Source organism: Methylobacterium sp. DB0501 (assembly GCF_011043735.1).
Lineage (GTDB): Bacteria > Pseudomonadota > Alphaproteobacteria > Rhizobiales > Beijerinckiaceae > Methylobacterium > Methylobacterium alsaeris.
In genome coordinates this window covers 1-1846 of record NZ_JAAKGV010000068.1, presented here as the reverse complement: position 1 = coordinate 1846, position 1846 = coordinate 1, and the positions used below count along the sequence as shown (strand labels likewise).

At 69.7% G+C, this 1846-nt stretch carries 1 protein-coding gene; it reads right to left on the bottom strand.

What is annotated here, in order from left to right; genetic code table 11:
- Positions 1-88: 88 nt before the first annotated feature.
- Positions 89-1468 carry a group II intron reverse transcriptase/maturase gene (ltrA, locus tag G4G93_RS35265; protein WP_312892332.1) on the bottom strand — a complete coding sequence of 460 codons (1380 nt, stop codon included), beginning with the start codon at positions 1466-1468 and terminating at the stop codon, positions 89-91.
- Between the last annotated feature and the right edge of the window lie 378 nt (positions 1469-1846).

The following is a 1846-nucleotide window of genomic DNA, read 5'->3' as shown; positions in this document are numbered from 1 at the left end:
ATCGGGATAGGGGGCGATCCTTACGGATCGCTCCCCTCCCACACCACCCGGCATGCGGGTCCGCACCGGGCGGTTCGAGGAGTTGAGGTCAGGCGAGACGTGGCAGGCCGAGCTTGTCCGTCCAGGCCAGGGTCAGCACGCCGTTGAGCGCCATCCCGCTGTTGCGCCACCAGCGGCGGCTGTTGGCCGCCACCGGCAGAGCGCCCTCGGGTTTGGCGCCCAGCGCCAGCAAGGCCCGGTAGATGGTCGGGCCGCGCCTCCACTGCTTGAGCTGGATCGCTCGCACCCGGTGGCGCACCCACCCGTCCAGTTCGCGCCAGACCTTGGGTGTCTGCGCCAACCGGTAGTAGCCCTTCCAGCCCAGTAGATAGGTCCGCAGCCGACCCACCACCGCCGTCAGGCTACGCCCGCCAGACCGGCGCGTCAGGTCCCGCACCCGCTGCTTGAACCGACCGAGAGACGACGACGCGACCCGGCGCTTGACCACGCCGCCCGGAGCCACCCAGAAGGTGAAGCCCAGGATCGTGCAGCCAAATGCACTGCGCACCGCGCTCTTGGCCTCGTTCAGCGACAGCTTCAGCCGGCCAAACAGGCCTCGCAGCACCGCCAGGACCCGCGCGCCAGCCTTGCGGCTGCGCACGTAGACAGTCACGTCGTCCGCATAGCGCACGAAGTGATGGCCAAGCCGCTCCAGGTCCCGATCCACCTCATCCAGCAGTACGTTGGCCAGAAGCGGCGACAGCGGTCCGCCCTGCGGCGTCCCCATCCCGCGCTCCTGCACCACGCCACACTTCATGATCCCGCTCGTCAGGTACGCCCGGATCAGCCGGATCACGCCGGCATCCCCGATCCGCTTCTGCAGCCGGTCGATCAGGATGTCGTGGTTCACCCGGTCGAAGAACTTCGCCAGGTCCACGTCCACCACCACCCGCCGCCCCGCCTGCACGCAGGATTGCGCGGCCAGAACCGCATCCTGTGCGCCGCGGCCCGGACGGTAGCCGTAGGAGTGCTCGCTGAAGTGACGGTCCAGGAGCGGCTGCAGCACCTGCAGCAGCGCCTGCTGGATCAGGCGATCCGTCACCGTCGGGATGCCGAGCTCGCGCTCGCCGCCCCCCGGCTTGGGGATCGCTACCCAACGCACCGGCTGGGGCCGGTACGTCCCCGACAGTACCTGATCGCGGATCGCCGGCCATGCCGTGCGCAGGAGCGCCGCCGTCTGGGCGATGTCCAGACCGTCGACCCCCGCTGCGCCCTTGTTGGCCTTCACCCGCTTCCAGGCGCGCTGAACGTTCTCGCGCGCCAGGGCTGCGTCCAGCAACCCCGGCCCCGTGGCACCCGGTGCGCAGCGCGGGCTGCCGGCTTCGTCGCGGCCAGGCAGATGCGAGGCTTCACCCCGCACGCGCTCCGGCCGCCCCGCTCGCGCGGGCATCTGACGCCTTGCCGACTGCATCGTCACGGCCGCGGCCACTCCTCCTCGTTCGGTCCTTCGGGACAGCGGGCGCCGTGCCCTACTACGACCTCGGCTGACTTCTCGCTCCGGCTCGACACCGTCGCCCTTTCAGGCGCGAGGCGAGATCTCCCCAGGTAAGAGCACGTTCCGTCCCTGCACGACCGCCGGATCTACGCCGCCTCGCCTTGATCACGAGAGCTTCGCGGCTGTTTGCCCGCTCGCCCTGCTCAGCGTCGCCTTCTATCCGGTTCTTGTTCATCGGCCCGCAGGTGCGCTCCACGCTTCCTCCCCACGGTCGGTCGCCCTTCCGCAGTTGCGCTTCACTTCGCTCGCCGTGACCAGCTCACGGAGGGACTTCCACCCTCAAGAACGCGCCCATGCTGGGCGCACAAACGA